The following is a 26351-nucleotide window of genomic DNA, read 5'->3' as shown; positions in this document are numbered from 1 at the left end:
CGATGCTCGGCTGCCGATACACCTCAGTGCTTGGCTTCTTCCTTGGCGGCGTTGGCCTTGGCGTCATTGGCGACATCACGTGCCTTGTCGGCAACCTTCTGCGCGGCGTTGGCGGTCGCGTCGCTGGCGTGTGCGGCGGCGTCGGTTGCGGCGTCCTTGGCCTTGTCGGCAGCGTTCGCGGTGGCGTCTGCAGCCTTGTCCAGCGCCTGCTGGGTATCGGCGGCGGCCTGCTCGGAAGCGGCAGCGGTCTTGTCGGCGGCTTCGCGGGTGGCGGCAGCAGCCTTGTCGACGGCGTCGCGGGCGGCAGCGCCTGCGCTGTCGGCCGCCTGCTGTGCGTCCTGCTTGGCCTGTTCGGCTTCCGGGCCCTTGCAGGCGGCCAGGGCCAGCAGCAGGGAGGCGGCCAGCAGGGTGGTAGTGATCGGACGAATCTTCATGGCGGTCTCCGGTACTGCAATGGATGGGGACGCCAGCCTATTCATGCCGTTGTGAAGACGGGGTCGCGATGCAGCGGCTCAGTCGCGCGCATTTCGACAAAAGAAAAAGCCGCTGGCGAACCAGCGGCTTTTCCAGAACAGCGTGAAGAAAGAAGTTATTACTTCTTGGCTTCTTCAGCAGCGTCCTTGGCCTTCTCAGCGGTGCCTTCAGCAGCCTTGGCAGCGTCAGCAGCGGCGCCGGCAGCGGCGTCGGTGGCAGCAGCGCCAGCCTGGGCAGCAGCGTCAACCGAAGCGTCAGCAGCGGTGGCGGCGGTGTCAGCGGCCTGCTGGGCAGCGTCGGCGGTCTGGGCGCCAGCAGCGGCGGCCTGGTCGGCAGCAGCCTGGGCTTCGGTGGCGGCTTCGTTGGCCGAAGCAGCGGCGTCCTGGGCAGCTTCCTGCTTCGAGCAGGCGGCCAGGGCCAGAGCCAGGGACATCGCGACCAGCAGCTTGTTGATGCTCATTGTGTGAATCCTCGTCGTTAGAATTAGGCAACGCGCATGCTGCGCGCCGACAACATGATGACAAGCCAAGATTGGGTGTCAAGCGATCCCGCATTCATTTTTGCGAAATCATCGTTAAATCCATTTAAATCAATTCGATGGCGATAGCCGTTGCTTCGCCACCGCCGATGCACAGGGTGGCAATGCCGCGCTTGCCACCGTGCGTGCGCAGGGCGTTGACCAAGGTCACCACCAGGCGTGCACCGGAGGCGCCGATCGGATGGCCCAGTGCGCAGGCACCGCCATTCACGTTGAGCTTGTCATGCGGGATGCCCAGTTCGCGCATCGGCGCCATCGCCACCACGGCAAAGGCTTCGTTGATTTCAAACAGATCGACCTGGTCCAGCGACCAGCCGGTCTTGTCCAGCAGCTTGTGCAGCGCGCCGATCGGGGCGGTGGTGAACCACTCCGGTTCCTGCGAGTGGGTGGCGTGGCCGACGATGCGGGCCAGCGGGGTGATGCCACGTGCAGCTGCGTCTTCCTCGGTCAGCAGGACCACGGCGGCGGCGCCGTCGGAGATGCTGGAGGAACTGGCGGCGGTGACGCTGCCGTCCTTCTTGAAGGCCGGACGCAGGGTCGGGATCTTGGCGATGTCCGAGCGGCCGGGCTGCTCGTCGGTGGTGACCTCGACCTCGCCCTTGCGGGTGGCGACCTTCACCGCGACGATTTCATCGGCGAACGCACCGTTGGCCTGGGCCGCCTGCGCGCGCTTGACCGATTCGATGGCGTAGGCGTCCTGCTCTTCGCGGCTGAACTGGTACTTGTCCACGGCGCATTCGGCGAATTCACCCATCGCCTTGCCGTCGTATGCGTTGACCAGGCCATCGTGGGCCATGTGATCGACCGCCTGGAAGTTGCCGAAGCGGTTGCCGGTGCGCGAGTTGGGCAGCATGTGCGGCGCGTTGGACATCGATTCCATGCCGCCGGCGACCACGATGCTGGCCGAACCGGCCTTGATCAGGTCATGGCCGAGCATGATGGTCTTCATGCCCGAGCCGCACACCTTGTTCAGCGTGGTGGCACCGGTTGACAGCGGGATGCCGGCAGCGATCGCCGCCTGGCGGGCCGGCGCCTGGCCCAGATTGGCCGGCAGCACGCAGCCCATGAGGACTTCGGAAACGTCGCTGGCCGGGATGCCCGACTGTTCCAGGGCGGCGGCGATGGCGGCCGCGCCAAGGGTCGGGGTCGGCACGCCGTTGAACTGGCCGAGGAAGGAGCCGATGGCGGTGCGCTTGGCGGCGGCGATGACGATGTTGGACATGGCAATCTCGTTGATGCGTAAGCAATGTTCGGAAAGGAGACCGTGGGCCGTTGGAAGCGCCCCGGTTTCCCGGCAGACTGCGTGGGGGTCGGCCCAAGTATAGAGGGTCGGGGAGGGCCGCCGTTGGACGGCGCCGCATGCCTGCCGGCACAAGGGCGGGCCAACGTTCATGGGAAGGAATCGATGAAACGCACGACGACGGTGAGATCTGCCCTGGCAACCGCGCTGGCACTGGCGCTGACGGCCTGTGGTGGAGGTGGCGGGGGCGGCAACGTGCGCATCGATACACCGCCACCACCGCCGCCACCGACTACCCCGCCACCGACGCCGCCGCCCCCGGTCAAACCACAGGAGCCGGCTTTCGACGCGCATCTGTCAGTCACCAATGCGCGCGCCGCACAGGCTGCCGGCCTGACCGGTCAGAACGTGCGCATCGGCATCGTCGACTCCGGCGTGCAGCGCAATGCGGTGGCATTGAATGGCCGGGTGCTGGCCAACCTCAACTACATCGATCCGGCCAGAAACAATCTGGGTGTCGATGATGTGGTCGGCCACGGCACCGCCGTGGCCAGCCTCGCCGCCGGCGCGGCAACGGGCTCCTGGCCGGGCGGCATCGCGCCAAAGGCGCAGATCGTGTCGGCACGGATCATTGCCGACAAACCGCCGACTGACGACGGCAGCGGACGCGGCAATGCATTCAGCGGACCGCTGGGTGTGGCCCAGGTCCACCAGGACCTGATCAGCTACAACGTGAAGGTGATGAACAACTCGTGGGGCGGCCTGTACTGGACCGACCTGCCGACCACCGCGCAGGTGGCCGCCGAATATCGTCCCTTCGTGATCAACCACGGCGGGCTGGTGGTGTTTGCCGCGGGCAATGATGGCCGCAGCGAACCGAGCAGCCTGGCCGCGCTGCCCAGCCAGCAGGGCGTGGCCGGCACGCTGCCGGCCGCCGATCTGGAGCGCGGCTGGCTGGTGGCCACCGCCGTGGATCCGTATGCGCCCGGTACGCTGGCCAGCTATGCCAACGCCTGCGGCCAGGCAGCCCGGTACTGCCTTGCGGCGCCAGGCAGCGCGGTCTATCCCGATGCCAATGGTGGCAGCTACTACTGGAACTACGGCACGTCATTTGCGGCGCCCTTGATTTCCGGCGCGGCGGCGCTGGTCTGGGAGCGCTTCCCGTACTTCAGCAACGATCTGGTGCGGCAGACCCTGCTGGGCACCGCCAAGGACATCGGCGTGCCGGGCGTGGATCCGGTGTTCGGCTACGGCCTGCTCGACATCGGCCGTGCGATCAACGGTCCGGGCCGTTTCGACTGGGGGGATGTGGTCGCCAACGTGGATCTTGCTTCGACCGGCTCGGCGTGGCGCAACGATATCGTCGGCAGCGGCGGCCTGGTCAAGCAGGGCGGGGGCACCCTGGTGCTGGCCGGCAACAACAGTTACACCGGCGCCACCCGCATCGAACGCGGCATCCTGTCGCTGCAGAACGGTGGTGTGGTCCGTTCCAATGTGACCATTCTCGGCCAGTCCGATCCGGATTCGACCGGCCTGCAGTTCAATGGCGGCACGCCCCGCGTGATCGGCAATGTGGTCAACGGCAGCAGCGTGTTCCTCACCACCGGCAACACCACCGGCACGATCGAGGGCAACTACACCCAGCAGGCCGGTGCACAGCTGATGATCGCACTGGGCGCCAATGCGCTGCAGGTCACCGGCAATGCCGCGATCGACGGTGGCGTGCGCGTGCATGGCTTCGTTTCCGGCTACGTGCCGCAGAACGGCAGCCGCCAGGACCTGATCCACGCGGCAGGCGGACTCAGTGGCACCTTCAGTACGCCGGCTACCTCCAGTGGCCTGCAGGGGCTGACGTTGCTGCAGAGCAGTTACGGCTACGACAGCAACAACGCCTGGTTGAACCTGACCCAGGTCAGCGTCACCGCAGCGGCCGGCGGCCTGGGGGCGTCCGCCCAGGCGGCAGCACAGCGCCTGGAAGGTGCATTCGCAGCACTCGACAAAAACGCAGGGCTGCAGGGATCGGCCTTTGGTGCAGCGGCCGGCGCCCTGCAGTGGACCGGCGGTGGCCCGCAGGGCCTGGCCGCCAGCCTGCAGAGCCTGTCCGGTCAAGCGCACGCCCGTGCCGAAGCGGCGACCTTCGACAGCATCGACATGTCGCGGCGTGCGATCGCCGAGCGCTTCGATCGTGTACAGGCCGCACCGCGCCTGCGCGGTAGCTGGCAGAGCGCGTTGGGTGAGGCGGGGCAGGGCAGCTTCGCCGGCAACGCCGCCGACAGCCGGGGCTGGATGGCCGGCCAGGATCTGCCACTGGGCAGCAACGGCCTGATGGGCGTGGCGTTTGGCGAGACCCGAAGTAATGGTGGAAGCAGTTTCGGCGGCGATCGTGGGCGTGATCGCCAGGCGCAGGCGCAGCTGTACGCGGGCTGGAATCTGGGGCGTGGCTACGCGCTGGCCCAGGTCGGCAGCGGCCAGTTCACCCGCGCACTGGATCGTCAGCTGCTGCTCGGTGCGGGCGCCTATGGCGTCTCTGCGCGGTATGGCGGCCGTTTCAGCAGTGCCAGCGTGGAGGGCGGGTACCGGCTGGGGCGTGCAGGCGCATCATTGACGCCCTACGTCGGCGCCAGCACCACGCGCGTGGATACCGACGCCTTCAATGAGCTCGGCGGCTTCGGTTTCGGCCTGCGGGGTGATGCCAATCGCGTGCAGCGCAGCCAGATGCTGGCCGGTATCCGCGGCGAGCGTGGCTGGGGGCGTTGGACGCTGCGTGGGCATGCCGAATGGCAGCAACGGCTTGATGGTGCGGATGCGGACTGGCAGGCCAGTTTCGTCGGCGTGGATGCCTGGGCACCGCTGGCGGGCTGGAACGCGCCGCGCGGCAGTGCGCTGATCGGCGTGGCGCTGGAATCGTGGTGGGGCCGCACTGGCCGCCTGAGCCTGGGCTTCGACCAGCGCGTCGGTGGCGAAGGTGCGCGGCAGGCAGCCTTGCGCTACAGCACCGGCTTCTGAAGGACAGGTCGCGCCGGTCATGCCCGGCGCGACGTCGGCTGGCTCAGCCGCCGCGCAGGTTGCCCAGGCGCGGGGTGCTGCGGCCCAGCGGCATCTTTAGCTTGCCGATCGACAGGATGCGGCTCTCGGCGATGCGGTCGGCGGCACGCTGCGGCGCGATGTTCTCGCGCTGCGACAGTTCGAAGATGCGGGTGAGGTTGTGGTAGATGCTGCGGATCAGGCGCATCGCGCGTTCGCGGTTGTAACCGTCGATCTCCAGCGACACGTTCATCACGCCGCCGGCATTGACCGCATAGTCCGGTGCATACAGGATGCCGCGCGCATGCAGCTCGTCGCCGATCTCCAGGCTCGACAGTTGGTTGTTGGCGGTGCCGCAGATGATCTTCGCCTTGATCCGCGGCAGGGTGTCGGCGTTGATCGCGCCTTCCAGCGCGCACGGTGCGAACACGTCGGCGTTCACTTCATGGATCTCATCCGGCTTGACTGCTTCGGCACCGAAATCGCTGACCGCGCGATCAACCAGCGCGCTGTCCAGGTCGGTGACGTAGAGCTTGGCGCCGCGGTCGCGCAGCAGCTTCACCAGTTCCATGCCGATGTGGCCCAGGCCCTGCACAGCGATGCTGGTCTTGCCCACTTCCTCATGGCCGAACTTGAAGCGCATCGACGCCATCAGTGCCTGCAGCGCACCGTAGGCGGTGAACGGAGCGGGATCGCCGGAGCCACCATGGACCTGGTGCACGCCGGTCACGAACTGGCTTTCCAGGTAGATGTTCTCCATGTCGTTGACGTCGGTGCCGACGTCCTCGGCAGTGATGTAGCGCCCGCCCAGGGAATCGACATAACGGCCGAAGGCACGGAACAGCACCTCGGTCTTGTCCACTTTGGGGTCGCCGATGATCACCGCCTTGCCGCCACCTACGTTGAGGCCGGCCAGTGCATTCTTGTAGGTCATCGTCCGGCTCAGCCGTAGCGCATCGGCCAGCGCCTCGTCGGTGCTGGCGTAGGGGCGCATGCGCACGCCGCCCAAGGCCGGGCCGAGGGTGGTGTTGTGGATGGCGATGATCGCCTTCAGGCCGGCGTCGTGGTTGTGGCAGAACACCACCTGTTCGTGGCCGGTGGTGGCGAGGGTTTCGAATAGCATGGCGTCTCCGATGGCGCGATCAGCGGCGAACTGCAGCGAACGGCCAGTGAACGGTAGGGTCCCAAAACAAAAAAAGCGACGTCGTCGGTGCAGGGGGACGGGTCGCGCGGCGCCATTCTAGTCCATTCCCCCGGCCGGTGCCGTCGACATCGGCGACCTTCCGGTTAAAGAAGATGAAAGTGCGGCCGATGCTGCGACGACGGCGGGTGGCCGGATTCGCGTGAAGAGGCAGGGCGGTCAGTGACGGCAAGGGCACCACAACGACAGGGCGGGCGGCGATGACGCCGGCCTGGTGGCGATCGCTGCGCGGCTGGCTGGCGCGCTCGACCGGGGCCGCGCCGTCCCGGTTGGCGGCGGTGTCGCGGCAGGCGGTGGCGGCGGCTGCGGCCAGCCTGCAGGGTGAGGCGCTGCCTTCGGCCGAGATCGCTGCACATCTGCAGCGCGGCCTGCATGCGCTGGCCCTGTACCCGCGCCTGGCCGGTGGATCCACGCCGGTGCAGGCCGCGGGACTGGGCGAGGCGGTGGCGCGCGCGCTGCAGGACCGGGACTGGGCGGCCCGTCAGTTGCCGCGCCGCCCGCAGCTGCTGCCGCAGCTGATCCAGACGGTCAACGACGATGCGGCATCGGCGCGGGTGATGGCGGCGATCATCGGCCAGGACCCGGTGCTGACCGGCAACCTGCTGCGCATCGCCAACAGCCCGGCCTACAAGGTGCACGAGCGCCCAGTGGAAAGCCTGCAGCGGGCGGTGACGCTGGTCGGAACCGAAGGCGTGCGGCAGATCATCAGCGCGGTGCTGGTACAGCCGGTGATGCAGGTGCAGTGCGAGGTGTTTCCGCAGTTCAGCACGATCATCTGGGAGCACGCGCTGCTGGCTTCGCGCGCAGCCGCTGACCACGCGCGCACGGTCACCTTCGGCGATGCCTTCGCCGCCCAGTGGCTGGGCCTGGTACAGGGGCTGGGGGCCGCACTGGTGATGCGCCAGCTGCTGCAGGAAGCGCAGGCACGCGATGAGACGGTGGAGCCGGCGCTGGCGCTGCAGCTGCTCCAGCAGTGGTCGCTGCCGTTGGCGCAACGCGTGGCTGCGGCCTGGGAGCTGCCCGAGCCGGTGCACCAGGCACTGGCGCCCGAGGCGGATGGCCCGCTGGCTGACAGCCTGCGCCTGGCCAGTGCGGCCGCAGCGGCCAGCCTGCTGTGCCGGCATGGACATGCCAGCCAGAGCCGCATGCTGGCCCTGCTCGAACAGTTGCCTTCGGCGCCGCCGCATGCCCTGCGCTGGATCTGGCGGCGCCTGCACGGGCGCAGCGTGGAAACACGCGATGACGCTGGACAGGAAGAGGCGGGTCCGGCGCCCTGAGCGTTACAGCTGCGATTCCACCGGCAGCCAGCTGATCACCCGCGACAACCAGCGCTTGCGCGCCGTTGCCCCTGGCTCGGCCTCCACCCAGTGTGGTGGTGGTTCACGCTCCAGCCAGCGCAACCGGTGACGGTCGTCCAGCGCCAGCCACCAGCTGTGCCTGGGATCGGCCAGGCGCAGGTACTCGTCCCGCAGCTGTGCGCCCAGTACCGGATCGTCGAACAGCACGCCCATTTCAGTGTTCAGATAGGCCGAGCGCGGGTCGAGGTTGAACGAACCGACGAAACCGCGGCGGTCGTCGACCAGGAACGCCTTGGTATGCAGGCTCGCGCCGCTGCTGCCGAACACGCCGGCATCGGCGGACTGCCCCTGCGCTTTCAGTTCGTACACGTGGACGCCAGCTTCGAGCAATGGCACGCGGTAGCCCATGTAGCCACCGTGCACGGCGGCAACGTCATTGGCGGCCAGTGAGTTGGTGACCACGCCGACCTGCACGCCCCGCCCGGCCATGGCCGAAAAGCCATCCAGGCCTTCGTTGCCGGGTACGAAGTAGGGCGAGATCAACAGGACCTTGTGCCGGGCGGCCTGCAGCTCACTGATCAGGGTCGACACCAGCCAGGCAGCGCGATCGTCCTTGCGGTGCTTCATCGGCGGGTCCGACACGATGCGCACTGCACCGCTCCAATGTAGCGGCCCAGGGCTTGGGCGCTGCCGTTTGCGCGATTCGGCCACGCGCGCAAGGTAGGGCCGGGCCACGTCGCGCTGCGCTTCGTGATCCGATTCGCGGACCAGCAGGCGTAGCTGTGCATCGGTATGGAAGGCAAGCGCCGATACCGGTATGGCCGCTTCACTGTTCCAGTAGTCGTCGAAGATGCGGTTGGCCTGCTCCACGGCGGGGCCGGCAACCAGCAGATCCAGGTCCTGGAAATTCACATCGGTGCGTGCGCTGAAGTACTCCTCGCCGATGTTGCGGCCACCGACGATCGCGACTCGGCCGTCGGCAATCCAACTCTTGTTGTGCATGCGGTGGTTCACGCTGAAAGCGCGCTGCACCAGTTCCAGCGTGCGCGCGATGCCGCTGCGGTTTCGGAACGGGTTGTAGAGGCGGATTTCAATGTTCGGGTGCCGGTCCAGCGCCATCATCAGCGCGTCCTTGTCCTGGGCGTTCATGTCGTCAAGCAGGATGCGCACGCGCACACCGCGCTCGGCGGCGTCGTACAGCGCCTTGGCCATCAGGTGGCCGATCAGGTCGTCGTGCCAGATGTAGTACTGCAGGTCCAGGCTGCGGCCCGCGTGCGTGGTGATCATCGCGCGTGCGGCGAAGGCATCCATGCCATCACTGAGGAACGCCACGCCGGACTGTCCGGGGTGTGCGTCCTGCAGCGGCACGATTTCCTGGTCGATGCGGGTCTGCGCCGGCTGCAGTGGCAGCACATGCGAGGGTGCGCCCTGCGCCCGTGGCGTGAGATGGTCGGCCAGCAGCAGCCCGGACAGGACCAGCAGCAACAGCGCGGCGAGGATGATTGCAGCGACGCGCAGCAGGCGTCGCCACAGGGGCTTGGGCAGGCTCATGCCCCGATGGTAGAGCCACGCCATGCGTGGATGAAAGCCAACAGATTCATTGCAGTAGATCCACGCCATGCGTGGATGCCTTCTTCAGGCAATGTCACGCCATGCGCGGATGACTGGAACTTCGCGGTCAGAACCGCTCGTCGCTGCCCAGGTAACGCCACTGCCGCGCGGGCAGCGGTCCCAGTGCCACGCGGCCAATGCGCAGCCGGCGCACGGCCGTCACCTGCAGGCCGGCAGCGGTGACCGCCACGCGCAGGCCCTTGGCCGTCAGGCCCTTGCCCGCGAAGCGCAGGCGCTGCTCGCTCTGCCAGCTGACCTTGGCGCCGCCCGATTCCTGCTGCAGCCGCGCCATCAGCCACGGGCCGCGCTCGGGCCCGCCTTCGGCCACTTCAATCAGGTATTCCTGTTCGGTGCGGCCCAGATTGCGCTGCAGATGGGCCAGCGTGGCCGGATCCTGGCTGACCACCACCAGGCCGCTGTCGCTGGCCGGAAGCGAGGCGGCCAGCTGCAGTCCGTGGAAGTGGCGCTGCAGCGGACGGATGTCGCTGGCGTCGAGTTCGCTGCGGCTGTCACTGCTGACCAGCGCGCACAGGGTTTCGGCGGCAACGCCAGCCGGTTTGTGCAGCAGCATGCTGACCCGCTCGGCCTTTTCATCGCTGGCCTGCTCGGCCACGACGATCACCGCGCTGTCATCGACCGGACGCTGCGGCTGTTCTACCACGTCGCCGTTGACCGTGACCCAGCCGCCTTCGATGTAGCGTCGCGCTTCGCCGCGCGGGATGCCGAGCAGGGCGGACAGGCGTTTGTCGAGACGGATCGGTTCCATGGCGGAAAGGTCAGGCAGGGGGCGCGCAGTGTAGCTGCTGCGGCCGGTCAGCGCTGGCCGCGGTTGGCCAGCTCGGTCAGGTACAGGCGGGTATCGAACTCCAGCTGCAGGTAATCCGGCTCCATGTGCTGGCACAGCTGGTAGAAGGCCTTGTTGTGGTCGGCTTCCCTCAGGTGGGCCAGCTCATGCACCACGATCATGCGCAGGAACGCGGCCGGTGCCTGGCGGAACACGGTGGCGATGCGGATCTCACGGCTGGCCTTGAGGCGGCCGCCATGCACGCGGGAGATGGCGGTATGGGTGCCCAGCGCGTGCTTGATCACTTCCAGCGTGTTGTCGTAGCAGACCTTGTTGAGCGGCACCGACTTGCGCAGGTAGCGGTCCTTCAGGTCCTGGGTGTAGTCGTACAGCTGGCGGTCGCTGCGCACTTCGTGCGGGTCGGGGTAGCGCTGCTGCAGCCAGGGGCCGAGTCTGCCCTGTGCCAGCAGGTCGCTGACCTGGGCGACCAGGGGTTCGGGATAGCCGTTGAGGTACTTCAGGACTGCCATGCAGGGGCGGCGGGGCGTCGGTAGAATGGAGCATCCAAGATTACACGCGGTACGCATCGACCATGGCAAAGCCCAACGCGCTGCAGGAACAATTGCTCAAGGCCGGCCTGGCCAAGAAGTCGCAGGCCAGCGCTGCCGCGAGCGCGCAGGCCAAGGCCCGGCAGGGCAAGGCCGAATCGACCTCGGCCGACGTCCAGCGCGAGGCTGAACGGGCCCGCGCCGAGAAGGTCGAGCGCGACCGCGCACTGGCCGCCGAGCGCAATGCCCAGGCCCGTCAGGCTGAACAGAAGGCGCAGGCGAAACAGATCATCACGGCCCATGCCGTGCCCCACAAGGGCGACGACGAGTACCGCTTCAGCGATGGCGCGGCGATCCGCACTCTGCTGATCGACCCCAAGCTGCGCAAGGCGCTGTCGGTCGGCGTGCTGGTCATTGTCGCCAATGGCGAGGGCTACGCCCTGCTGCCACGTGCTGCTGCCGAGAAGGTGCGTGAGCGCGCCCCGGAGGCGATCATTGTCGACCATGGCCAGCCGGGCTCGACCGCCGAGATCTCCACCGGCAACGCCGAGGACGACGCCTACTACGCGCAGTTCCAGGTGCCGGACGACCTGGTCTGGTAAACAAGAAGGGGACGGAGGGGATTAAGTCGCAATCGGCTTGATCGAACCCATCCGCGCTCTGTTCGTCTTCCTGAAGAGCAGCCGAGCGTGGCTCGGCTCTACATTAAGGCGTGCCTTTTTGCCGGGGTGTATCGTCTCCATATCAGGCGACACACCTGCGGAGGATGGCCATGGCTACCGGTTGGGCGGGAGACGGCGCGGTCCAGGACCAGATCGACGCCACCGTCGACGATGCGATCGCCCGCGCGCGGCGCCAGCTGCGCGAGGGCCCGGGTCTGGAGCACTGTGAGGAATGCGACGCGCCGATCCCGTTGGCGCGGCGCCAGGCCGTGCCCGGTGTCCGGCTGTGCGTGGCGTGCCAGCAGGCGCATGACGACGAAGAACAGGCGCATGCCGGCTACAACCGGCGTGGCAGCAAGGACAGCCAGCTGAGGTAAAGGGGGTTTTTATTGCAGGGCTGCGCCCTGCACCTGCCGAAGCCAGAGCTAGAGCCAGAGCAACGTCAAAAGCGGGCATTCCGTGGGATGGCGGGGCGGTGTGGGTGGTCAGGACACGCCGTAAACCCATCCATGGGGGCTCGATGGCGCCATCCATGGCGCCAACGGTCCTGCCCACCCACACCGCCCCGCCTCTGACAGATTCCGTGCGCTGTTGGCGGGTGCCGACCGTTAGTCGGCACATCTGTCAGATATCGAATGAATTCATTCGTGCCGACCAACGGTCGGCACCCACCAAAGCAGAACGCCGTTCCGACAGCTCGCGGAAATCTGTCGAAGGCGGGGTGGGTCCGGTTGAGGGGGCGTGAGCTGCATGGATGCGGCGACCGAGCTTACATGGACGTACTTGCAGCGTCCCCCTCAACCGGACCCACCCCGCCATCCCACGGATAGCATGCTTTTGCCGTTGCCGTTGCTCCGAGCAGGTGCAGGGCGCAGCCCTGCCGAAAACCCCACCCTCAGCCGTCGCCCTGGATGCCACCGGGGGCCTGTGCCGGGTCGCGCCAGCGGCGGACCGTGCGCTGGAAGAACAGGTTGTTCGGCAGCTGCAGCACCGTGCCTTCGTGGCCGTCGCCGGTCTCCTGCAGCGTGGTGTAGATCAGGTTCACGTCGATCACCCGGCCCTTCAGGCCCGGCTTCTCGCCGTTCTCCAGCACCTCGATGTAGTCGTGCAGGCGGAACGGGCGGGTGGTGAAGATCAACAGCGTGCAGAAGATGTTGGACAGCACGCTCCACGCCGCGAAGAAGGCCACCGCGCCCACGGCGGCGAAGCCGGTAAACGCGGTCCACAGCACCGACGGCTTCGCGCCGAGCAGGCTGAGGATGTAAAGCAGGGCACTGAAATAGACCACGAAACTGGTGATCCGGCGTGCACCCATCACCATTTCGGGCGGCAGCGTGTAGTGCTCGGCGAAGCGGCGGATCAGGCGACGGGCGAGCACGCGCAGGAGCCACGCAACCAGCAGCACCAGTACGATCTGCACGGCGACGCCGGCGTAGTTCAGCCACGGGTGGGTCCAGGCGGGCAGGTGATCCTTCAGCGACAACATCATGGGGCGACTACGGAGGGGGAAACGGCCCCCGATGTTACCCGGCGCGTGCGGGGGATTCGACCGCCGGGGTCCAGGCCAGGCACACCAGCTCCTGGCGGTGCTGCTGCAGGCAGGCGCGGCCGTTGTCGGGGCGCAGCTGCAGTGACAGGCCCAGCGCCTGCAGCAGGACGCAGGTGGTGATCACCAACAGGGCGGCGCAGGATGGGCTGGACATGGCAGGACTCCTGGACGGCAATTTTGCGAAGGACCTTCCATGGATGCAGCAGCCATCAAAAAGGTTGCATGGCATCGATCGTGGATGAGCTCTAAACCTTTTTCCGGGTTGCCGCATCCAAGCGATATGCTCGACACCACCATGCCCGCGCTGCCTGCCGCCAACGACGCCGTCGACGAACCCGCCCTGGTGCGGGCGGCCGCCGCCGGCGACACCGCGGCCTATGAACTGCTGTATCGGCGCCACGCGCCCCGGGTATTCGCTGTGCTGTGGCGGCTGTGTGGCGGCCAGCAGGCACGCGCCGAGGACGCGCTGCAGGAAGCGTTCCTGCAGGCATGGAAGGCGCTGCCGGGCTTCCGTTTCGAGAGCAGCCTGTCGACCTGGCTGCACCGGCTGGGCGTCAACGCCGCGCTGATGGAACTGCGCGGGCGTGCTGCCGGGCAGGACCATGACAGCCTCGACGAAGTGGACGGAGGGTTGCAGGAACTGGCGGTACACGACCGCTGTGCCGGCACCGAACGCGACCTCGAACGGGCGCTGTCGACACTGCCGCCACGGGCACGTGCGGTACTGGTACTGCACGACATCGAAGGCTGGAAACACCAGGAAATCGCCGAACAGCTGCAGATGGCCGTCGGCAGTTCCAAGGCACAGTTGCATCGTGCGCGCGGCCTGTTGCGCGCACGGCTGGGAGACATGACATGAATACACACGACCACGATTGCGACCACGATCTACTGGCACGGCTGCGCGCGCTGCCAAGCGAGCGCGACGTACCCACCGATGGCTGGACACGCCTTTCGGCCCAGCTGCCGCCGCGTGAGCCGCAGGCGGCGCCTGCGCCGGGCGACAACGTGGTGGCCCTGCCGAACCGTTCGCGTCGGCGTTGGTGGTTGCCGGTGGGTGCGGTGTTGGCGGCCAGCCTGGCGGTCTACGCCGTGGCGCTGTGGCGCCATGCGCAGCCAGAGGTGCCGGTACCTTCAGCACTGCAGCTGCAGGCGGCGGCGATGACCGAGCAGTACCAGCAGGCCGTTGCTTCGCTGCCCGATGGACGGGCGCCGGAATGGCAGCCGGCCCTGCACGAACTGGATGAAAGCGCGGCGCAGATCCGTGCCGCCCTGGCGCAGGACCCGCGTGCGCCGCACCTGCTTGGCCAGCTCAAGCGCACCTATGCGCTGCGGCTGGAACTGACCCGGCAGGCGGCCTATGCCGCCGAGTCCGGCTTGACGACCTGAGGAGACCCCCATGACCCGAACCCTGATTTCCTGCTGTGTCGCGCTGCTGCTGGCCCCTGCCGTAGCACTGGCCGACACCCGCATCGACGAGCGCCACACCCTGGCCGCGGGCGGTCGCATCGAGCTGAGCAACGTGGCCGGCAAGGTGACCGTGCGCGGCTGGGACCGCAATGACGTGCAGCTCACCGGCACGCTCAGCGACGGCCTGCAGTTGCGCCAGGAGAAAAGCGCCAACCGGGTGCGCTGGGAGATCGAATATCCGCGCCGCAGCAACAATGGTGGCGCGACGCTGGTGCTGAACGTGCCGCGCTCGGTGGAGCTGCTGTTGAGCACGGTCAGCGCCAGCCAGGACATCAGTGGCATCGATGTGCGACGGCTGCAGGCCGACACGGTCAGCGGCAGCCTGAGCGCAGCTGGCCGCAGTGGCGACAGCAAGCTCAACACGGTCAGTGGCAGCGTCAGTGCACGCCTGCAGACGCCGAAGCTGGACGTGAACACGGTCAGTGGCCGGATCGAGGCCGGCGGCGGGGTATCCGGTGATATCGGTGCGCAGACGGTGTCCGGCCGGGTCGAGGTGGACGCCGGGCGCGTGCAGCGGCTGGCGGTGGAGACCGTCTCGGGCAGCATCGATCTGGCAGCAGCCGGATTGGCACCCGGTGGCCGCATCAATGTCGAATCGGTCAGTGCCTCGGTCACGCTGAGCCTGCCGCGCACGGTGTCGGCACAGCTGTCGGTGAACAGCTTCAGCGGGTCGATCAACAGCGATGCCGGGCAGGTGGAGCGGCCGCGCTATGGGCCGGGCAGCCACCTCGATACGCGGCTGGGCGCCGGCGACGGTGACATCCGCATCCAGTCGCATTCGGGCAGTGTGCGGGTACGCCTTGACCGCTGAGCGCGATCCGGTAGGCCGCGGCGGCAGCGCCGCCGCGGTCAGTGTTGGGTCAGCTGGCTTTCTTCAGCGCCCAGGTGGTGCCGAGGACTTCGATCTTGCCACCGGCCTTGCGGAACGCTGCCAGGTCCGAAGCGATCGAATCGCTGCTGACCACGGTGCTGGCGGCCGCGCCCTTGCGTTCGCTGCGGATGCTGTTGCTGGCCTTCGCGGGGGTCTTTGCCTTGCGGGGCATGGTTGCTCCTGTCAGGTGGAAGGGGAGGAAAGCGCCCAGGCATCGGCCTGGCGCAGGTAGTCCTGCCGCTCGCGGCGGCAGTCATCGCCGCCCATCGAAAACTGGCGGCAGATCGCCGGGCGCTGCGAATAGATCGTGCAGCGCAGGTGATAGGGATCGATCGCCGCGCACCAGCCTTCCTCGTTGCGCGCCATCACGGCACGGCCGTGGGTGTCGCGTGACAGGAACTGGCCAGGCACGTGGTCGCCGGGCTGCAGCAGCACGGGCAGCCGGCAACAGACCGCGTCACAACGGCGGCAGTCGATGGGTGCAGGTGCTGCGTCAGGTTGTAAGGCCACAGGGGCCTGGCGGGTGCCCAAAGCGGGTCTCGATGGCGGCTCAGGTGCTGCGCGGACCATGAACGAGCCAGGAAGGCATGGCCGCTAGGCCCGCAGGGCGGGCCAGGCTGCACCGTGGACACACACCGGCGTGGCCGGTGGAAGGTGCAGCGAAGTTCTAGCCGACCAAGAGTAACTTAGACCGCGTAACGTTTTGTTAATCCTGGCTGGCTGCCGCCAAGGCCAGGCCCTGGACCACGCCCAGCGAGGGCTCGCCGTGGACCATGCGGGCGCCCGGAAAGGCCTCGGCCACGGCCTGGCGCAGGTAACCGGCGCGGGACATGCCGCCGGTGAGGAACACCGCATCCGGGTCGCCCCCGATGTCGCTGCGGACCTGGGCCAGCAGTTCCCGGATCTGCTCCAGGTAGCCATGGGCGGCGGCGGCCAGGCCATCGGCGCTGCTGTCGGCATGCAGGTCGCGGGCGATGTAGTCCAGCGTGCTGCGGTGCTCGCTGGCGGCGCTGAGGGCGATCTTGGCGCGCTCGACATCGCGGTACAGCCGCGCGGTGTTGCCGGTGTCCTGCAGCGCCTGCAGGCGGTCGCCCCACGGTGCGTCCACATGGTCGTACTTGTGCAGGCGGAACTCGCGCTGGCGGGTCATGTCCTGCACGGTGGCCGCTTCCACGTAGTGGTGGGCGGGCACGCGGGTGATGCCGCGGCCGAACAGCGGCATGTAGCTGGACAGGCTCAGCGCCAGGTCGATGTCGGTACCGCCGCGGGCGATACCCCAGGCGCGGTGGATGCGCGGGGCGTCGTCGCCGCCGACTTCGGCATGCGCGATGTCGGTGGTACCGCCACCGATGTCGACGATCACCGCCTGGTGCCGCTCGCGGCTTTCGGCGTGGTAATGCATGGCCGCCGCGGCCGGTTCCTCGAGGAAATCGATCTGGTCGAAGCCGGCCTGGGTGGCGGCCTCGCGCAGGATGTCCAGCGCCTGGTCGTTGCCGGCCGCACCGATCGAGCTGCGGAACTGCACCGGGCGGCCGAGCAGGGCGGCACGCAGCGGCTGGCCGAGCTGGGCGCTGGCGGTCAGGCGGATGTGCTCGAGGATGTGTGCGGCGATGCCGGTGATGGTCTGCTTCGCGCGCGGGTGCAGGTTGTAGCCCAGCATCGACTTCGGGCTCTGCACCAGGTTGCCTTCGTGTTCCTCGAAATAGGCTTCCAGCGCGTCATCGCCGTAGACCGCGTTCTGCAGCAGGTCGCTGGCGCTGCGTTCCTTGCCGGCGCGGGCCTCCATCCATTCCCGGCGCAGTGCGCGCAGGGCTTCGCGGCGCAGTGCCTGTGGCGTGCGTTCCTGGCCGGCGGCACGGGCTGCGCGCGCGGCGCTGTCGATCATCTGCTGCAGCTGGTGTTCCTGGCCGTCATCGAGCTGGAAGTCGTCCGGGTCGGGCACCACGCCGGGGAAATACACGCTGGTGCGGAACTGCTCGGCATCGCCGAAGCGGATCGGCAGCAGTTTTCCCTCATGCACGATGGCGGCGGCGGAGTTGCTGGTACCGAAGTCGATGCCGAGGCGCATGGGGAGTTCCGGGGGCGATCAGGGGCCGCGCACTCTGCTGCAGTTCGCCGCCGACTGCAAGTTCCAGCGGGCGTGCTGTTCTGGTCCGGGTCCAGTGGGCAGCCGGAGCCTGCCCGGAAAAGGGCCGGGGAAGCCAGCCGGTTACAATGGCGGCTGTTGATTCACTTTGAGGTACTTGCTGATGTCTTCTGCCCCCGCCTGCCCGCAGTGCACCCTGGAAAACACCTACGCCGATGGTGCGCTGTGGATCTGCGCCGACTGCGGTTTCGAATGGACCGCCGAGGAAAGCGCCGGGTCCGCCCTGGTCGTGCGTGACAGCAACGGCAATACCCTGCAGGCCGGCGACACCGTCACTGTGATCAAGGACCTGAAGGTCAAGGGCTCCTCGATCCCGCTCAAGCAGGGCACCGTGATCCGCAACATCCGCCTGGTCGAGGATGATGCCGAGCACATCGAAGGCAACTCGGACAAGATCAAGGGCCTGGTCCTGAAGACCTGCTTCCTCAAGAAGGCCTGACCGCCTTCAGCGCCTGGCCTGCTGCTGCGCGCGCCAGCGGGCCAGGCTGTCCAGCTTGGCCTGGTAGCGCGCCTGCTCCGGCGCGCCCCCCAGTTCCTGTGCACGCAGCAGTTCGCGATCGGCGCGCTTGAGCTGGCCAGCCAGGAAATAGACCCGCGCCAGCCCGAAGTGGAACTGATGCGCGGTGTCATACAGGCGCACGGCCTGCCGGTAATAGCGGATCGCCTGGTCCAGCTGGCCGGCCCGTTCGGCCTTGGCGCCTAACATGTACTGCGCGAACGGGTCTTCGCGCTGCACCGACTTCAACCGGCGCTCAAGTGACTGCGCCTGCGCGGTCAAGCCCAGGCTGCGGAACAGCGCGGAGGCATTGGTCAGTGCGGCATCCTGGCGGCCGTCCAGCTGCAGCGATCGATCCAGCGCCTGCCGCGCCGCCTCGTTGTTGCCTTCGCGGTGGTCGAGCACGCCGAGGTTGTTCCACACCGGAGCGAATCCGCTGTCCTGAGCCAGGGACGCGTCGAAGAATGCACGGGCGCCGCCGAAGTCCCCGTCGGCGAGGCGCTCCGCACCCCGGTTGTTGTAGAAATGCGCCAATGCCCGCGCACGGCTGACGGGAACCGGCCCGCGGCGGTCATAGAGCACATTGCGATCCAGGTCGACGGTACCGAAGCGGCCGCCGACATCGACGCCGGCGTTGACGTGACCAACGCTGTAGACCACGCCCGCGTCCTGGTCCTGGTACCAGGACACCACCTGCCCCACTTCCTGCACGCGGGCCTGGATGCCCGCCTCCCGCGCAAGCGTTACGAACAGCAGGGTGAAGGCCAGGCAGTTGGCGCGGCGGTGCTGCCAGATATCGCTGACGGTGTAGGTCGCATTGGCGTCGTACTGCAGGTCCAGCCCGTGCTGGTCGAAGATCATCTCCACGAGCGCCTGCAGGCGCTGGTCGCGGGAGTAGCTGCGCTGGATCACCTGCTTCTGGAGCATCGCACGCAGGTCCGCGGGAATGGCGAACACTTCTTCCGGGGTCGGCACGCGTGCGGCCGACACGGTGATGGTCGGGGTCGTCACCACATCGGCGGGCGGTGCCTGGCCTGCGCCGAAGGCAGGAGCACAGAAGGCCAGCAGCGAAAGGGTGAGGCAATGGGCGGCAGAACGGTACATGACGGTTCCCGGCAGCGGCGGGCGCTCCCGCCTGTGGCGAGTGTATTCCCATGGATGTCCAGCTGCAGCGACCGTTGGTCGGCGCCGCGTTCATCCACAACCGATGTGGACCAGCGCGCGACAAAGCTGTGGACAACTGGCTCCGGGCCTCGCCTGGCAAGCGTTGTGAGTGCGTGGTGAAAAAACCGCCAGCTTGCCCGGCGCCGGCACAGGCGGGATGATCCGGGCATGGACTTCTCACCGCTGACGCTTGCCCCGGCGCAGTGGCAGGCGCTGCAGGACAGCTATGCCACGCCGCCACGCGCCTACCACCACTTCGGCCATGTGCGCGCGGTGCTGCAGCACTGCCAGGAGGTGGCCGATGGCCCCGGCTGGAAGCAGCCGGCCGAGATCTATCTGGCCGTGCTCTATCACGACGCGATCTACCAGGCGGGGCGCAAGGACAACGAGGCGCGTTCGGCGCAGCTGGCCCTGCAGGCGATCGCACAGGCGCCGGCGCTTGCCGGTGTCGACGCTGCTCGCGTGGAGCAGTTGATCCTGCTGACCGCCCGCCATGGCGCGCTGGGTCCGGAGGATGTGGATGCCGAGGCGGCGCTGTTCCTGGACTGCGACATGGCGATCCTGGCTGCACCGGAGCCGGTGTTCGCCGCCTATGACCGTGGCGTGGCCGAAGAATACAAGGGCGTGGTGCCCGGCTTCCTGTACCGTGCCGGCCGCCGCCGATTCCTGCAGGGCCTGCTGCGCGCACCGCGGATTTTCCTCAGTGAGTTCTTCCATCAGCGCCTGGACGCGGCCGCGCGTGACAACCTGCGTCGCCAACTGGGTGGTTGAGCTGGCCCGTTACACTGGTGGCCTGTTTCCAATGATTGTTGTTTCCGACCGTGTCCGTTCCTGATCCCGATCCCCGCCCGCTGCCACCGGAAGAGCCCGGTCCCAACGAATGCTGCGGCAGTGGCTGCCCGCTGTGCGTGCTGGACCTGTATTCCGATGAGCTGCAGCGCTACCGCAAGGCACTGGCCGAGTGGAAGGCGCGACATCCCGAGGCCGCACCATGAGCCGTGCGCGCCCGGCGGCGGTGCTGGCACTGGTGGCGCTGCTGCTGTTCGTGGCCACCGCGCTGTGGACCCAGGTCGCGCGCAGTGATCTGGACTGGGTGCGGGCGACCTTGAGCCTGTACCTGCACGGGCCGTGGGGGCTTGCATTGCGTGCTGCCTACTGCCTGCTGGCGCTGGCCATTGCCGCACTTGGCATTGCGCTGTATCGCGGCAGCATCGGCCCGCGGCGCAGTGCGGCCGCCCCCTTGCTGTTCACGGTTTCCGCGCTGGGCCTGGCGACGGTGGCGATCGGCGACAGCTGGCTGCCTGAAGCGACGCCGTTGCTGGCACCGTTCATCCATGGACTGGCAGCCAACACGGCGTTCCTGTGTGCCAGCGTCGGCATGCTGCTGCAGGCCTGGTACCTGCGCCGCGAACCGGGTTGGCAGTCCGCCGCGGGCCTGCTCTGGGGCTGGGCATGGCTGGCCTTCGTGCTGCTGTGGCTGCATGTGCTGTGGCGTGGTGGACCACCGCGTGGGCTGGGACAGAAAGTGGTGATCGCGGTGATCGTTGGCTGGCTGCTGTATCTGGCGATGGCCCTGTACCGTCGCAGCCGCCAGGCCGCGGCCCACTGAATCCCCAACGGCCTGCGCCGGTACGTGCCGTGCACGCGGCGGCGGCGTATCGTGTGCGCATTCCATCGGGGATGCGATATGAAGCGTGCAGGGCTGGGCAGGGCAATGGGTGTGGTACTGGCGCTGGCCGCGCTGCCGGCGACGGCGGCCGTGACCCCGCAGCAGTTCAGCCATGGGCGGTTCGAGCAGATTCCGGTGCACATGCCGGCCGGCACGCCGCAACGGGTGGTGATCTGGTTCCACGAACCCACGGCCGGCGGTGACACCAGCCGCCTGCCGATCGAGGCCCTGCGTGCCGATGGCGCGCTGGTCGCGGCAGTGGACATTGCGCACCTGCGCGGTGTGCTCAAGCGCGAGGGGGACCCGACCTGTTCGTTCGGTTCCGGTGACGTCGAGAATTTCTCACGCTGGCTGCAGGCCTCGCTGCATCTGCCCGGCTACCACCTGCCGCTGGTCGGCGGTGATGGCGAAGGTGCCGAGATGGCCTATTCGCTCGCGGCGCAGGCCGATACCCAGGTGTTCGCCGGTGTACTCACCACCGGCTTCTGCCCGGACCACAACCACCAGCGCATGGTCTGCGGCGATGGTGTGAAGCACAACAGGCTGCAGCCTGCCGAACTGAATTTTCCGTGGTTGAGCGCGGCAGGTGATCACGGCTGCAAGGTGGGCCAGGCCAACCAGTTCGTGCAGCAGGTCGCCATGGCGCGCGAGTTCAAGCGCACTGCGCGCGGTGATGCGTCACCGGGCCTGGTGGCTGCGGCACGGGTGATCGGCGCGCAGGCCGGCGTCAGCCTGGCCCCCCCGCCTGCTGCACTGAAGGGCCTGCCGGTGGTGGAAATGCCGGCGACCGGCAACGGCGATACGCTGGCGGTGTTCGTCTCCGGCGACGGTGGCTGGGCTGGCCTGGACAAGAACGTGGCGTCGTCACTCAACGAGCATGGCGTGGCGGTGGTCGGCATCGATTCGCTGCGTTACTTCTGGAGCGAGCGCACACCGAAGGGCTTTGCGGGCGACCTGCAGAAGATCATCGACCACTACCGCCAGCAGTGGCACCGCGACAAGGTGATGCTGATCGGTTTCTCGCAGGGCGCCGACGTGCTGCCGGCCACGATCAACCAGCTCGACGCCGGTACCCGCGAGGCGCTGGAGCGCATCGTGCTGCTGTCGGTGGGCAGGAAGGCCGACTTCGAATTCCATGTCAGCAACTGGCTGGGCGGTGGCGGCGACGGCCTGCCGATCGCGCCGGAAGTGGCCAGGCTGCCGGCGGAAAAAACGTTGTGCGTGTACGGCGACAAGGATGAGGACGCACTGTGCCCGGACCTGCCGGCCAATGACGGCGTGAGGAAGGTGAAGCTGCCGGGCGATCACCATTTCGGGGGTGACTACGATCGCTTGGCTGAAGTGATCCTCAAGGGCGGGGCGTAGCGTCAAGCCATGCCCGACGCATCGCGGCTTCAGTTCCGCCGCGGATCCAGCGAGATCAGGCGCGTGGCATCCAGCAGCGCGGCCGGCAGATGCATGCCGCCGGGCGCCGCGAGATAGCGTGGCCGCCACTGCGGATCGAACTTCGACTTGAAGCGGCGCAGGCCACTGAAGCCATAGAAGCGTTCGCCATGCCGCGCCAGCAGGCCGGCCAGGCGGTTCCAGCGACCGGCCAGCCGATGCTGGGCCAGACCGGACAACGGCGCCATGCCCAGCGAGAAACGCGCATAACCCTGCGCGCGGCCCCACAGGAACAGTTCGATGAAGAGGAAGTCCATCGTGCCCTTCGGTGCTTCGTTGACGTGGCGCATCAGGTCGACCGACAGCTCGGCGCCGGCCGGTGCCTGCCACAGGTTGGCGAACGCCACGATCTGGCCTTCGGCCTCGACCAGCGCTACCGGGAAGCGCACCAGGTAATCGGGGTCGTAGCTGCCCAGCGAGAAGCCCTTCTCATCGCCGGCCTTGTCTTCCAGCCATGCATTGGAAATTGCGTGCAGGCGCGGCAGCAGGCTGGGAATTTCCTCCACCGGTGCCACGCGGAAGGACAGGCCGCTGCGCCTGCCCCGGTTCCAGGCCTGGCGCAGATCAGCGCGTTCGCGACCTTCCAGCCCGAAATCATGCAGCGGCACCATCGCTTCCTCGCCCAGCTTGACCAGGCCCAGGCCCAGGTCGAGGTAGGTCTGCCAGTAGGTCTCGCCGACCTGGTAGAACACCGGGCGCAGGCCCAGCCGGTCGGCCTCCTCGCGGAAGCGCCAGATCAGCGCGCGCGCCACGTCAGGCGGGCCGACCGGGTCGCCCATCGCGATCAGCGAACCGCCGTAGCGCTGCATCATCACGAAGCCCTGTTTCGCATCATCGCGCAGCACCGCCTTGTCGGCGGTCAGTACCAGGCAGGCCTGGGTATCGGTGGCGCCGGCCAATACCGGCGCCAGTGATTGCAGCGTGGCTTCGTCGGCGGCCGGCAGCGGGCTGCGGGTGCTGTGCAGCAGCCGCGCCAGGCCGAACATCACCAGCGCGATGGCTACCACCAGCAATGCACGCAGCGCGCGCGGTGCGTTGCCCGACACCGCGAACTGCCACCACAGCTCGTTCTGGTACTCGACATGGCTGTAGGTGAAGAACAGCAGCCAGGTGACCGCGACCAGCACCAGGCCGAGATTGCGCAGCCACGGCCACGACCAGGCTTCGTCCAGCAGCGCACCTTGGCGGTAGAACTCGCGGCGTGCAGCCCACAAGGCCATCGCCACCAGCACCGCCGAGACAGCGATCAACAGTTGGCCACCCCGCAGCCACAGTGGCAACGGGGTGATCACGCACACCGCCATTGCCAGCATCCACGCGGCGTGGCTGCGCCGGGCCAGGCCCTGGCCGATCAGCAGCAGGGCGACGCCGCTGAGGCTGCCGATCAGGTGCGAGGTTTCCAGGATCGGCAGCGAGGCGTTCACCAGGTGACGGCGTGGCGTCGGCAGCGTGCCGTCGATGACCAGCGCGGCGCCGATGCTGAACACCGCCAGTGCGATGATCTGCGGCAGCCATGGGCGCAGCGCGTTCCAGCCAGCACGGGTTGCCCCGGCGCTGGCCTGCAGCGGCTGACGCAGGGCGGGCGCAAGGGCGAGCAGGGTGGCCAGCACCAGCGGCAGCACGTAGTAGGTGACGCGGTAGATCAGCGCTGCCGCCAGCACCGCTGCCGGTGCCACCTGCGGCAACAGCTTCAGCAGGCTCCACTCGAACACACCCAGGCCTGCGGGCACGGTGGAGACCAGGCCGGCCAGCACTGCCACCAGGTAGAGGCCGACGAAGCCCGGCAGGCCGGTCGGCGTGGAGTCCGGCAGCAGCACGTAGAACGCGGCACTGGCCAGCACCAGCTCGATGACGCTGAGTACGGTGACACCGATCATGGTGCGGCGATCGGGCAGCCACAAGGCGTGACCGAGCACACTGAACTGCCGTCCATCGCGGCCGACCAGCAGCACGGTGCCGAGATAGGCGAGCAGGGCAACGATGCCGACGATGCGCACGGCATCGGGATTCAAGGGCAATGCCAACGCTGCCGCCGCCGGTTCCATGCACAGGGCCACGCTGATCAACAGCCATGCACCGAATACGAAACCGAGCGTGCTCATCAGCACCACCTGGCCAATCTGCGCCAGGTCCAGGCCGGCGCTGCGGTAGCCGCGCAGGCGCACCGCGCCACCGGTCAACGCGGCAAAGCCCACGGTCTGGCCCAGCGTGTGCGCAAGGAACGCGGTGATGCCGACGCGCGCGGGGTGCACGCGGATGCCGCTGCGACGCAGGCCGATGGCATCGAAGCCGATCAGGCAGGCGTAACTGGCCAGGCCGAGTATCACGGTGAGCGCGATCTGCGTGCCGCTGAGCTGCCGGAACGCCTGGCGGATCGCACGATAGCCGTGCTCGTCGAACTCATTGGCCAGGCCGTGCAGGGCCAGGGCGAGGATCAGCAGCGGGATGACGATGGTGGCAACCCGCTTCCAGGTTGGCGTGGAAGGGGCAGTGGTGGAATCGACGGAGGCGGTCATCGGCGCAAGGGTGCGGCAGGAGGGGCGAGGGCGGTGTCAACGCGGGCGTGGCGCATCGTGCGCCTGTCATCGTCATTTGACCAGTGGGACCGTCGGAGCCCGGTAGTGACGTGTCGCGGAGGGTACCCGTGCACCCACCGTCGACCGGTTTGGAGGACAATGCAGGCCTGATCAACCGCAGGAGCCACGCCCATGATGGAGCGTTACGACGTCGGACCGCGCATGTCCGAAATGACCGTATACAACAAGGTCGCCTACCTCTCCGGCCAGATTCCGGAAGACACCAGCCAGGACATCACCGGCCAGACCCGGCAGGTGCTGGCGGAGATCGACAAGCTGCTGGCGCTGGTCGCCAGTGACCGCCAGCACGTGCTGCGCGCCGAAGTGTTCCTGGCCGACATGGCCGACTTCGACGGCATGAACAAGGCGTGGGACGAGTGGGTGGTTGAAGGCGCGACCCCGGCACGTGCCACGGTCGAGGCCAAGCTGGCCCACGCTGACTGGAAGGTCGAGATCGTGGTGACGGCGGCAGTACCGTAACGATTGAATGGGGTCAGATCCTTTTCGCTCAGGAAAGCGGATCTGACCCCGTTACAGCGGCACCAGCTCGATGCAGTCCACCGGGCATGGCGGGATGCACAGCTCGCAGCCGGTGCACAGATCGGCGATTACCGTGTGCATGTACTTGGCGCCGCCGACGATGGCGTCCACCGGGCAGGCCTGGATGCACTTGGTGCAGCCGATGCAGTCGGCTTCCACGATCAGCGCCACCTGCGGCGCCTTGTGCTCGCCGCGCGATCGATCGAAGGGAATGGCAGGTACTCCGAGTACCTGCGCCAGTGCGCGCGCGCCGGTATCTCCGCCCGGCGGGCAGCGGTCCACGCCTGCCTCGCCGCGAGCCATCGCCTGCGCATACGGGCGGCAACCGTCGTAGCCGCATTGCCCGCATTGGGTCTGCGGCAGCAGGCGGTCGAGGCGTTCGGTCAGGGGCGGGATCAGGCTCATGCGTGGCGAAGGCTGCGCGTTGGGGTCATTTCAGGGGTTTGCCACGGAACCAGCGCTCGTGGGCCAGGGCCAGCATCGGCTTGTCTTCGGAACTGTCCCCGTAGGCATGGATGCGCACGTAGCGCGAAAGGTCGAACTGGCGACGGATGTGCTCAACCTTGCGCGGGCCACAGTCGCCACCGGCATAACGGCCTGTGAGGCGGCCGTCCTGGCTCTCCAGCCGGTTGCAGATCAACTGCAGGCCCAGCTGTTCGCACCATGGCCGCAGGTACAGGTCCAGCGAGCCGGACACGATCACCACGGTGTGCTGCTGTTCCTTGTGCCAGCGGATCTGCTCCAGCATTTCCGGGCGCACCACGTCGGGCAGGAACTCACGCGAGAAGCCGGCGGCCAGCGTGGCGATGTCATCGCTGTGGCGGTCGCTGAAGGTCAAACGGGTGACGCGCGCGCGGATGCGCTCGGCCGAGATCAGTTTCAGCTTGTACGCGGCCAGCCATGGACCAATCTTCCACCACGCCTGTGCCAGCTGTTCGGCGGTGGCCACGCGGCGCAGGAAACGGCCGTAGGTATCGCAGGTGGTCACGGTGTGGTCGAAGTCGAACAGCGCCAGTTCCATTCCGTTGCCTCCCATCGCGTTGCCCT

The 26351-nt window shown here is 67.7% G+C and carries 29 protein-coding genes; 13 read left to right on the top strand and 16 right to left on the bottom strand.

Annotated elements, in window-relative coordinates:
- Positions 1–23 precede the first annotated feature (23 nt).
- The 3 genes from M1L61_RS16370 to M1L61_RS16360 form a co-directional block, all read right to left on the bottom strand.
- Complete coding sequence (locus M1L61_RS16370; RefSeq protein WP_006461120.1) at positions 24–434, bottom strand: hypothetical protein; 411 nt, start codon at positions 432–434, stop codon at positions 24–26.
- A gap of 158 nt (positions 435–592) precedes the next feature.
- On the bottom strand, positions 593–934 hold the full coding sequence (locus M1L61_RS16365; protein ID WP_004153024.1) for a hypothetical protein: 342 nt from the start codon (positions 932–934) through the stop codon (positions 593–595).
- A 124-nt stretch (positions 935–1058) separates the two neighbouring features.
- Positions 1059–2234, bottom strand: coding sequence for a thiolase family protein (locus M1L61_RS16360; protein ID WP_191863842.1), 1176 nt, complete (start codon positions 2232–2234; stop codon positions 1059–1061).
- 183 nt (positions 2235–2417) lie between these two features.
- On the opposite strand from M1L61_RS16360, the gene M1L61_RS16355 reads away from it, so the two are divergent.
- Complete coding sequence (locus tag M1L61_RS16355) at positions 2418–5258, top strand: autotransporter serine protease (RefSeq protein ID WP_248853784.1); 2841 nt, start codon at positions 2418–2420, stop codon at positions 5256–5258.
- A 43-nt stretch (positions 5259–5301) separates the two neighbouring features.
- Here M1L61_RS16355 and M1L61_RS16350 read toward each other — a convergent pair whose 3' ends face one another.
- Complete coding sequence (locus M1L61_RS16350) at positions 5302–6399, bottom strand: Glu/Leu/Phe/Val dehydrogenase dimerization domain-containing protein (RefSeq protein ID WP_010482852.1); 1098 nt, start codon at positions 6397–6399, stop codon at positions 5302–5304.
- A gap of 278 nt (positions 6400–6677) precedes the next feature.
- On the opposite strand from M1L61_RS16350, the gene M1L61_RS16345 reads away from it, so the two are divergent.
- Entirely contained in the window at positions 6678–7754 is a 1077-nt protein-coding gene (locus M1L61_RS16345) for an HDOD domain-containing protein (RefSeq protein WP_010482855.1), read from the top strand.
- Between the two features lie 3 nt (positions 7755–7757).
- On the opposite strand, the gene M1L61_RS16340 is transcribed toward M1L61_RS16345, so the two are convergent.
- The 3 genes from M1L61_RS16340 to M1L61_RS16330 all read right to left on the bottom strand — a co-directional run bounded on the left by M1L61_RS16340 (position 7758) and on the right by M1L61_RS16330 (position 10700).
- Positions 7758–9350 (bottom strand): phospholipase D family protein, encoded by a 1593-nt coding sequence (locus tag M1L61_RS16340; RefSeq protein ID WP_248853783.1) that lies wholly within the window; start codon positions 9348–9350, stop codon positions 7758–7760.
- A gap of 103 nt (positions 9351–9453) precedes the next feature.
- Positions 9454–10152, bottom strand: a complete 699-nt coding sequence (locus M1L61_RS16335; protein WP_019338833.1) for an RNA pseudouridine synthase — start codon at positions 10150–10152, stop codon at positions 9454–9456.
- A 47-nt stretch (positions 10153–10199) separates the two neighbouring features.
- Positions 10200–10700, bottom strand: a complete 501-nt coding sequence (locus M1L61_RS16330; protein WP_248853782.1) for a M48 family metallopeptidase — start codon at positions 10698–10700, stop codon at positions 10200–10202.
- 62 nt (positions 10701–10762) lie between these two features.
- On the opposite strand from M1L61_RS16330, the gene M1L61_RS16325 reads away from it, so the two are divergent.
- On the top strand, positions 10763–11320 hold the full coding sequence (locus M1L61_RS16325) for a DUF2058 domain-containing protein (protein WP_019338831.1): 558 nt from the start codon (positions 10763–10765) through the stop codon (positions 11318–11320).
- 170 nt (positions 11321–11490) lie between these two features.
- The gene (locus M1L61_RS16320) at positions 11491–11757 is read left to right on the top strand and encodes a DksA/TraR family C4-type zinc finger protein (protein ID WP_010482865.1); all 267 of its coding nucleotides are present in this window, start codon (positions 11491–11493) and stop codon (positions 11755–11757) included.
- 518 nt (positions 11758–12275) lie between these two features.
- Here M1L61_RS16320 and M1L61_RS16315 read toward each other — a convergent pair.
- Positions 12276–12869: a mechanosensitive ion channel family protein gene (locus tag M1L61_RS16315; protein ID WP_010482867.1), complete on the bottom strand. Its 594-nt coding sequence runs from the start codon at positions 12867–12869 to the stop codon at positions 12276–12278.
- Positions 12870–12903: 34 nt separating this feature from the next.
- Positions 12904–13083, bottom strand: coding sequence for a hypothetical protein (locus M1L61_RS16310; protein WP_049411841.1), 180 nt, complete (start codon positions 13081–13083; stop codon positions 12904–12906).
- A 126-nt stretch (positions 13084–13209) separates the two neighbouring features.
- On the opposite strand from M1L61_RS16310, the gene M1L61_RS16305 reads away from it, so the two are divergent.
- The 3 genes from M1L61_RS16305 to M1L61_RS16295 are packed head-to-tail and all read left to right on the top strand — an operon-like array spanning position 13210 to position 15210.
- Positions 13210–13788, top strand: coding sequence for a sigma-70 family RNA polymerase sigma factor (locus M1L61_RS16305; protein ID WP_019337006.1), 579 nt, complete (start codon positions 13210–13212; stop codon positions 13786–13788).
- Positions 13785–14318, top strand: a complete 534-nt coding sequence (locus tag M1L61_RS16300; RefSeq protein WP_248853781.1) for a hypothetical protein — start codon at positions 13785–13787, stop codon at positions 14316–14318. The genes M1L61_RS16305 and M1L61_RS16300 overlap by 4 nt, the downstream gene beginning before the upstream one ends.
- A 10-nt stretch (positions 14319–14328) precedes the next feature.
- A complete protein-coding gene (locus M1L61_RS16295; protein WP_126560523.1) occupies positions 14329–15210 on the top strand; it encodes a DUF4097 family beta strand repeat-containing protein in 882 nt (293 codons plus the stop codon).
- A gap of 49 nt (positions 15211–15259) precedes the next feature.
- On the opposite strand, the gene M1L61_RS16290 is transcribed toward M1L61_RS16295, so the two are convergent.
- The 3 genes from M1L61_RS16290 to M1L61_RS16280 form a co-directional block, all read right to left on the bottom strand.
- Positions 15260–15442, bottom strand: a complete 183-nt coding sequence (locus tag M1L61_RS16290) for a hypothetical protein (protein WP_005410566.1) — start codon at positions 15440–15442, stop codon at positions 15260–15262.
- An 11-nt stretch (positions 15443–15453) separates the two neighbouring features.
- Complete coding sequence (locus tag M1L61_RS16285; protein WP_053462562.1) at positions 15454–15747, bottom strand: YkgJ family cysteine cluster protein; 294 nt, start codon at positions 15745–15747, stop codon at positions 15454–15456.
- 229 nt (positions 15748–15976) lie between these two features.
- Complete coding sequence (locus tag M1L61_RS16280; RefSeq protein WP_057504191.1) at positions 15977–17338, bottom strand: Hsp70 family protein; 1362 nt, start codon at positions 17336–17338, stop codon at positions 15977–15979.
- A gap of 181 nt (positions 17339–17519) precedes the next feature.
- Here M1L61_RS16280 and M1L61_RS16275 point away from each other — a divergent pair, with 181 nt between their 5' ends.
- Positions 17520–17855 carry a zinc ribbon domain-containing protein YjdM gene (locus M1L61_RS16275; RefSeq protein WP_019337002.1) on the top strand — a complete coding sequence of 112 codons (336 nt, stop codon included), beginning with the start codon at positions 17520–17522 and terminating at the stop codon, positions 17853–17855.
- Positions 17856–17861: 6 nt separating this feature from the next.
- On the opposite strand, the gene M1L61_RS16270 is transcribed toward M1L61_RS16275, so the two are convergent.
- Positions 17862–19016: a tetratricopeptide repeat protein gene (locus M1L61_RS16270; protein WP_049434158.1), complete on the bottom strand. Its 1155-nt coding sequence runs from the start codon at positions 19014–19016 to the stop codon at positions 17862–17864.
- A 228-nt stretch (positions 19017–19244) separates the two neighbouring features.
- Here M1L61_RS16270 and M1L61_RS16265 point away from each other — a divergent pair, with 228 nt between their 5' ends.
- From M1L61_RS16265 to M1L61_RS16250, 4 genes are all read left to right on the top strand, one after another.
- Positions 19245–19847: a hypothetical protein gene (locus M1L61_RS16265; protein ID WP_019337000.1), complete on the top strand. Its 603-nt coding sequence runs from the start codon at positions 19245–19247 to the stop codon at positions 19845–19847.
- A gap of 50 nt (positions 19848–19897) precedes the next feature.
- Entirely contained in the window at positions 19898–20071 is a 174-nt protein-coding gene (locus tag M1L61_RS16260) for an oxidoreductase-like domain-containing protein (protein ID WP_049411906.1), read from the top strand.
- Positions 20068–20685 carry a DUF998 domain-containing protein gene (locus M1L61_RS16255; protein ID WP_010482890.1) on the top strand — a complete coding sequence of 206 codons (618 nt, stop codon included), beginning with the start codon at positions 20068–20070 and terminating at the stop codon, positions 20683–20685. The genes M1L61_RS16260 and M1L61_RS16255 overlap by 4 nt, the downstream gene beginning before the upstream one ends.
- 78 nt (positions 20686–20763) lie before the next feature.
- Positions 20764–22110, top strand: coding sequence for an AcvB/VirJ family lysyl-phosphatidylglycerol hydrolase (locus M1L61_RS16250; RefSeq protein WP_053092032.1), 1347 nt, complete (start codon positions 20764–20766; stop codon positions 22108–22110).
- A 29-nt stretch (positions 22111–22139) separates the two neighbouring features.
- Here M1L61_RS16250 and mprF read toward each other — a convergent pair whose 3' ends face one another.
- A complete protein-coding gene (mprF, locus tag M1L61_RS16245) occupies positions 22140–24704 on the bottom strand; it encodes a bifunctional lysylphosphatidylglycerol flippase/synthetase MprF (RefSeq protein ID WP_010482893.1) in 2565 nt (854 codons plus the stop codon).
- A gap of 192 nt (positions 24705–24896) precedes the next feature.
- Between mprF and M1L61_RS16240 the strand changes: the two genes are divergently transcribed.
- The gene (locus tag M1L61_RS16240) at positions 24897–25244 is read left to right on the top strand and encodes a RidA family protein (protein ID WP_005410556.1); all 348 of its coding nucleotides are present in this window, start codon (positions 24897–24899) and stop codon (positions 25242–25244) included.
- 51 nt (positions 25245–25295) lie between these two features.
- Here the strand turns inward: M1L61_RS16240 and rnfB are convergent, their stop codons facing one another.
- Positions 25296–25709 carry an Rnf electron transport complex subunit RnfB gene (gene rnfB, locus M1L61_RS16235; protein WP_010482896.1) on the bottom strand — a complete coding sequence of 138 codons (414 nt, stop codon included), beginning with the start codon at positions 25707–25709 and terminating at the stop codon, positions 25296–25298.
- 25 nt (positions 25710–25734) lie between these two features.
- Complete coding sequence (locus tag M1L61_RS16230; RefSeq protein WP_010482899.1) at positions 25735–26325, bottom strand: HAD family hydrolase; 591 nt, start codon at positions 26323–26325, stop codon at positions 25735–25737.
- Between the last annotated feature and the right edge of the window lie 26 nt (positions 26326–26351).

It is taken from the genome of Stenotrophomonas sp. NY11291 (genome assembly GCF_023277365.1).
In the GTDB taxonomy this organism is placed as follows: domain Bacteria; phylum Pseudomonadota; class Gammaproteobacteria; order Xanthomonadales; family Xanthomonadaceae; genus Stenotrophomonas; species Stenotrophomonas geniculata.
Note: the sequence above shows the minus strand (reverse complement) of the source record. Positions and strands in the feature narration are given on the sequence as shown.

Excerpts from the sequence above, each read along its gene's own strand:
- M1L61_RS16230 (WP_010482899.1), bottom strand. The coding sequence starts at position 26,325 with ATGGAACTGGCGCTGTTCGACTTCGACCACACCGTGACCACCTGCGAT.
- M1L61_RS16370 (WP_006461120.1), bottom strand. The coding sequence starts at position 434 with ATGAAGATTCGTCCGATCACTACCACCCTGCTGGCCGCCTCCCTGCTG.
- M1L61_RS16265 (WP_019337000.1), top strand. The coding sequence starts at position 19,245 with ATGGACTTCTCACCGCTGACGCTTGCCCCGGCGCAGTGGCAGGCGCTG.
- rnfB (WP_010482896.1), bottom strand. The coding sequence starts at position 25,709 with ATGAGCCTGATCCCGCCCCTGACCGAACGCCTCGACCGCCTGCTGCCG.
- M1L61_RS16330 (WP_248853782.1), bottom strand. The coding sequence starts at position 10,700 with ATGGCAGTCCTGAAGTACCTCAACGGCTATCCCGAACCCCTGGTCGCC.
- M1L61_RS16270 (WP_049434158.1), bottom strand. The coding sequence starts at position 19,016 with ATGTACCGTTCTGCCGCCCATTGCCTCACCCTTTCGCTGCTGGCCTTC.
- M1L61_RS16295 (WP_126560523.1), top strand. The coding sequence starts at position 14,329 with ATGACCCGAACCCTGATTTCCTGCTGTGTCGCGCTGCTGCTGGCCCCT.
- M1L61_RS16360 (WP_191863842.1), bottom strand. The coding sequence starts at position 2,234 with ATGTCCAACATCGTCATCGCCGCCGCCAAGCGCACCGCCATCGGCTCC.
- M1L61_RS16290 (WP_005410566.1), bottom strand. The coding sequence starts at position 15,442 with ATGCCCCGCAAGGCAAAGACCCCCGCGAAGGCCAGCAACAGCATCCGC.
- M1L61_RS16365 (WP_004153024.1), bottom strand. The coding sequence starts at position 934 with ATGAGCATCAACAAGCTGCTGGTCGCGATGTCCCTGGCTCTGGCCCTG.
- M1L61_RS16325 (WP_019338831.1), top strand. The coding sequence starts at position 10,763 with ATGGCAAAGCCCAACGCGCTGCAGGAACAATTGCTCAAGGCCGGCCTG.
- M1L61_RS16280 (WP_057504191.1), bottom strand. The coding sequence starts at position 17,338 with ATGCGCCTCGGCATCGACTTCGGTACCAGCAACTCCGCCGCCGCCATC.
- mprF (WP_010482893.1), bottom strand. The coding sequence starts at position 24,704 with ATGACCGCCTCCGTCGATTCCACCACTGCCCCTTCCACGCCAACCTGG.
- M1L61_RS16310 (WP_049411841.1), bottom strand. The coding sequence starts at position 13,083 with ATGTCCAGCCCATCCTGCGCCGCCCTGTTGGTGATCACCACCTGCGTC.
- M1L61_RS16250 (WP_053092032.1), top strand. The coding sequence starts at position 20,764 with ATGAAGCGTGCAGGGCTGGGCAGGGCAATGGGTGTGGTACTGGCGCTG.
- M1L61_RS16305 (WP_019337006.1), top strand. The coding sequence starts at position 13,210 with ATGCTCGACACCACCATGCCCGCGCTGCCTGCCGCCAACGACGCCGTC.
- M1L61_RS16275 (WP_019337002.1), top strand. The coding sequence starts at position 17,520 with ATGTCTTCTGCCCCCGCCTGCCCGCAGTGCACCCTGGAAAACACCTAC.
- M1L61_RS16315 (WP_010482867.1), bottom strand. The coding sequence starts at position 12,869 with ATGATGTTGTCGCTGAAGGATCACCTGCCCGCCTGGACCCACCCGTGG.
- M1L61_RS16335 (WP_019338833.1), bottom strand. The coding sequence starts at position 10,152 with ATGGAACCGATCCGTCTCGACAAACGCCTGTCCGCCCTGCTCGGCATC.
- M1L61_RS16320 (WP_010482865.1), top strand. The coding sequence starts at position 11,491 with ATGGCTACCGGTTGGGCGGGAGACGGCGCGGTCCAGGACCAGATCGAC.
- M1L61_RS16355 (WP_248853784.1), top strand. The coding sequence starts at position 2,418 with ATGAAACGCACGACGACGGTGAGATCTGCCCTGGCAACCGCGCTGGCA.
- M1L61_RS16340 (WP_248853783.1), bottom strand. The coding sequence starts at position 9,350 with ATGGCGTGGCTCTACCATCGGGGCATGAGCCTGCCCAAGCCCCTGTGG.
- M1L61_RS16255 (WP_010482890.1), top strand. The coding sequence starts at position 20,068 with ATGAGCCGTGCGCGCCCGGCGGCGGTGCTGGCACTGGTGGCGCTGCTG.
- M1L61_RS16240 (WP_005410556.1), top strand. The coding sequence starts at position 24,897 with ATGATGGAGCGTTACGACGTCGGACCGCGCATGTCCGAAATGACCGTA.
- M1L61_RS16300 (WP_248853781.1), top strand. The coding sequence starts at position 13,785 with ATGAATACACACGACCACGATTGCGACCACGATCTACTGGCACGGCTG.
- M1L61_RS16350 (WP_010482852.1), bottom strand. The coding sequence starts at position 6,399 with ATGCTATTCGAAACCCTCGCCACCACCGGCCACGAACAGGTGGTGTTC.
- M1L61_RS16345 (WP_010482855.1), top strand. The coding sequence starts at position 6,678 with ATGACGCCGGCCTGGTGGCGATCGCTGCGCGGCTGGCTGGCGCGCTCG.